Origin of the sequence: Streptomyces sp. NPDC059455 (assembly GCF_042750115.1) — a bacterium.
Classification (GTDB): Bacteria; Actinomycetota; Actinomycetes; order Streptomycetales; family Streptomycetaceae; genus Streptomyces; species Streptomyces endocoffeicus.
Genome location: NZ_JBHYVB010000082.1, coordinates 35,749 through 38,685, shown reverse-complemented (window position 1 = coordinate 38,685; position 2,937 = coordinate 35,749). Strand labels below are relative to the sequence as shown.

The following is a 2,937-nucleotide window of genomic DNA, read 5'->3' as shown; positions in this document are numbered from 1 at the left end:
TGTATCTCTTCTCCTAGATCCTCTCGCCGAAGCGGGTGTCCGGCGCCGGTACGAACGCCCGGCCCGCCGCGGCGGCCACCCGCCGCAGAAACGCCCGCCGGAAGCCGTCGCTCTCCAGCGAGCCGTGCCAGTGCGTGCCCCACACCGAACCCACCCGGCAGCCGTCCAGGAAGGGCTCCTCGGCCCCGTCCAGCAGCTCGGCGACCCCGTGGTGGATCTCGTAGCCCTCCACCCGCTCGCCGAGGGCCTCGCCCACCGGCCGGGCCAGGGTCTTCTCGGGCGCGAACCGCACCCTTACCGGCAGCAGCCCGAGCCCGGCGACCGTCCCGGCCTTCGACTCGACCTCGTCCTCGATGCGTTCCCCGAGCGCCTGGAAGCCGCCGCAGACGCCCAGCACCGGACGGCCCTCGGCGGCCCGCCGGGCGATCGCGTCGGCCAGCCCGCGCTCACGCAGCCACTCCACCGCCCTTACGGTGCCCCGGGTGCCCGGCAGCACCACCAGATCGGCGTCGGCCAGCTCCTCGGGCCGGTCCACGAACCGCACGATCACACCCGGCTCCGCCGCCAGCGCGTCCACGTCCGTGAAGTTGGACATCAGCGGCACGGCGGCCACCGCGATCCGCAGGACATCCGCGCCGTAAGGGGGCGCCACGACGCTCTCCCGCACCGTGCCGCGCAGCGACACCCGCAGCCCGTCCTCCTCGTCGATCCCCAGCCCGTGGGCGAAGGGGAGCACCCCGACGGTCGGGCGCCCGGTGAGGTCGCGCAGCGTCTCGAGACCGGGCTCCAGAAGGCTCACATCGCCGCGGAACTTGTTCACCAAGTAGGCGGCCACATGCCGTTGGTCCGCCGCCGACAGCAGTGCGGTCGTGCCGAAGAAGGACGCGAAGACGCCGCCGCGGTCGATGTCCCCGACCACCACGACCGGAAGCCCGGCGGCGCGTGCCAGCCCCATGTTGACGATGTCGGTGCGGCGCAGATTGATCTCGGCAGGGCTGCCCGCGCCCTCGCAGATCACCGCGTCATGGGCGCTCCGCAGCTCCTCCAGGCACTCCGTGACGGTCCCCAGCAGCGCCTCCCGCCCCGCTGAGAGCTTCTCGCCGGGCGAGGGGGCTCCGGGCCCGCCGAAGTACCCGCGCGCGCTCAGCTCGCCCACCGGCTTGCCCAGCAGCACCACTTGGCTGCTGCGGTCGCTGCCCGGCTTCAGCAGGACCGGGTTCATCAGCGCGCTGGGCTCGACGCGCGCGGCGGCGGCCTGCATGGCCTGCGCCCGCCCGATCTCCGCCCCCTCCCGGGTGACGAAGGAGTTGAGTGACATGTTCTGTGCCTTGAAGGGCGCCACGCTGACGCCCTTACGGGCGAGCCACCGGCAGATCCCGGCCGTCACCACGCTCTTGCCCGCGTCGGAGGTCGTGCCCGCGACGAGCAGCCCCCCACCGCGCGCCCGGGAACCGTCCGTGCCGCCCTTACCGCGTATCCCGCTCATCCACCGCCCCTTCCCAAGGCCCGGGGCCGCCCCGTCAACGCCCTCAGGACCGGCCGGGCCGCTATGGACACCCCGAGCGCCAGGACGCCGACGCGCCGCGACAGCCGTATCGCCCGCTCGATATCGGCCGGCTCCACCGGCCGCCCGCCGGAGTTGAGCACCGGCCGGCGCTCGACCCGGCCGCCGTACGCGAGGGTGCCGCCCAGCCGGACGCCGAGCGCGCCCGCGAAGGACGCCTCGACGGGGCCCGCGTTGGGGCTCGGATGGTGTCGGCCGTCGCGCCGCCAGGCGCGCCACGCACCGCGCGGATCGGGGCCGGCGAGCGTCGCCAGGGCCGCCGTAAGGCGCGCACCGGGCCAGCCGGCCACATCGTCCAGCCGGGCCGCCGCCCAGCCGAACCGCCGGTAGCGCGGCGACCTGTGGCCCACCATGGCGTCCAGGGTGTTGACGGCGCGGAAGCCGATGAGCCCCGGCACACCGCCCACGGCGCCCCACACCAGCGCGCCCACGACCGCGTCGGAGGTGTTCTCGGCGACCGATTCGACGACCGCGCGGGCGATCTGCGGCCCGTCCAGCGCCTGCGGATCACGGCCGCACAGATGCGGCAGCCGCTCCCGGGCGACATCGAGGTCCCCGGCGGCCAGCGCCCCGCCGACGGCCCGTGCCTCACGGCCCAGGCTGGTGCCGCCCAGCACGGCCCAGGTGGCGGCGGCGGTCAGCGCGACCTCCGCACCACGGCGGCCGTCAAGGCCCCTTACGGCGCGGGTCAGCAGCGCGGCACCGGCGGCCGCGCCGCCCGCGCACAACGCGGTGTGCAGGGCCCCGTAGCCCCGGTGGTCGCGCCACAGCCGGCGCTCGGCGGCCGCGGCGGCGCGCCCGAACGCGGCCACCGGATGGCCGCGGCGCGGATCACCCGTGGCGAGGTCGCCGAGGAAGCCGAGGGCCGCGCCGCACGCGAACGAGGCGTGGTCGGCACGCATCCGTCAGGCCGCCGTCACGCCTCGGCGCGGCGATAGGGAACCAGATGGGCCAGAGGGGCCGGAAGAGCCGAATCGGACAGGGAGGGCTGGCGGCGTGGCGATGCCGGGCATGGCGGTATGTCCTCACTCAGGGTCCGCGCCCTGGTTCGACGTGACCGGCGGTGAGAGTCTCCTGGCTCCCGGATCCGCGGCCCTCCCGGTCTTCCAGCCCCGTGTACGCGACGAACCGTACGGACGAGCCGTGACCCCATACAGGCGATGGGAGGGTGCTCCCCGGTGACAGTGGCGGGACCGCGCCGGATTCTCACCGGCTTCCTCTCCTGCCGCCGTTTGGCTCGGGAAGTCCACCATGGGCCGCGAATGGCCGTCAACTCGCAAATGACCCATGACGCCCGAGTGTGCCGAGCCCCACAGACAACCGCCCCTCACAGGACGGCCGCCGGACGGTCGGCGCTGGTCAGCGCGACCATC

1 protein-coding gene, 1 pseudogene and 1 riboswitch (1 of these 3 only partly in view) are annotated in these 2,937 nt (G+C 74.8%); the gene and the pseudogene both read right to left on the bottom strand.

The window, feature by feature from the left end:
* A pseudogene (locus tag ACFXB5_RS26875) lies at nucleotides 1–1,486 on the bottom strand (cobyric acid synthase); it reaches 219 nt to the left of the window's first position.
* The gene (locus tag ACFXB5_RS26870; RefSeq protein ID WP_385212253.1) at nucleotides 1,483–2,466 is read right to left on the bottom strand and encodes a cobalamin biosynthesis protein; all 984 of its coding nucleotides are present in this window, start codon (nucleotides 2,464–2,466) and stop codon (nucleotides 1,483–1,485) included. Before ACFXB5_RS26870 ends, ACFXB5_RS26875 begins: the two are co-directional and overlap by 4 nt.
* 165 nt (nucleotides 2,467–2,631) lie before the next feature.
* Nucleotides 2,632–2,785: riboswitch (cobalamin riboswitch) on the bottom strand.
* Nucleotides 2,786–2,937: the final 152 nt, after the last annotated feature.

What these genes read in the sequence shown, in the direction of transcription:
- ACFXB5_RS26870 (WP_385212253.1), bottom strand. Translation starts at nt 2,466, where the DNA reads ATGCGTGCCGACCACGCCTCGTTCGCGTGCGGCGCGGCCCTCGGCTTC.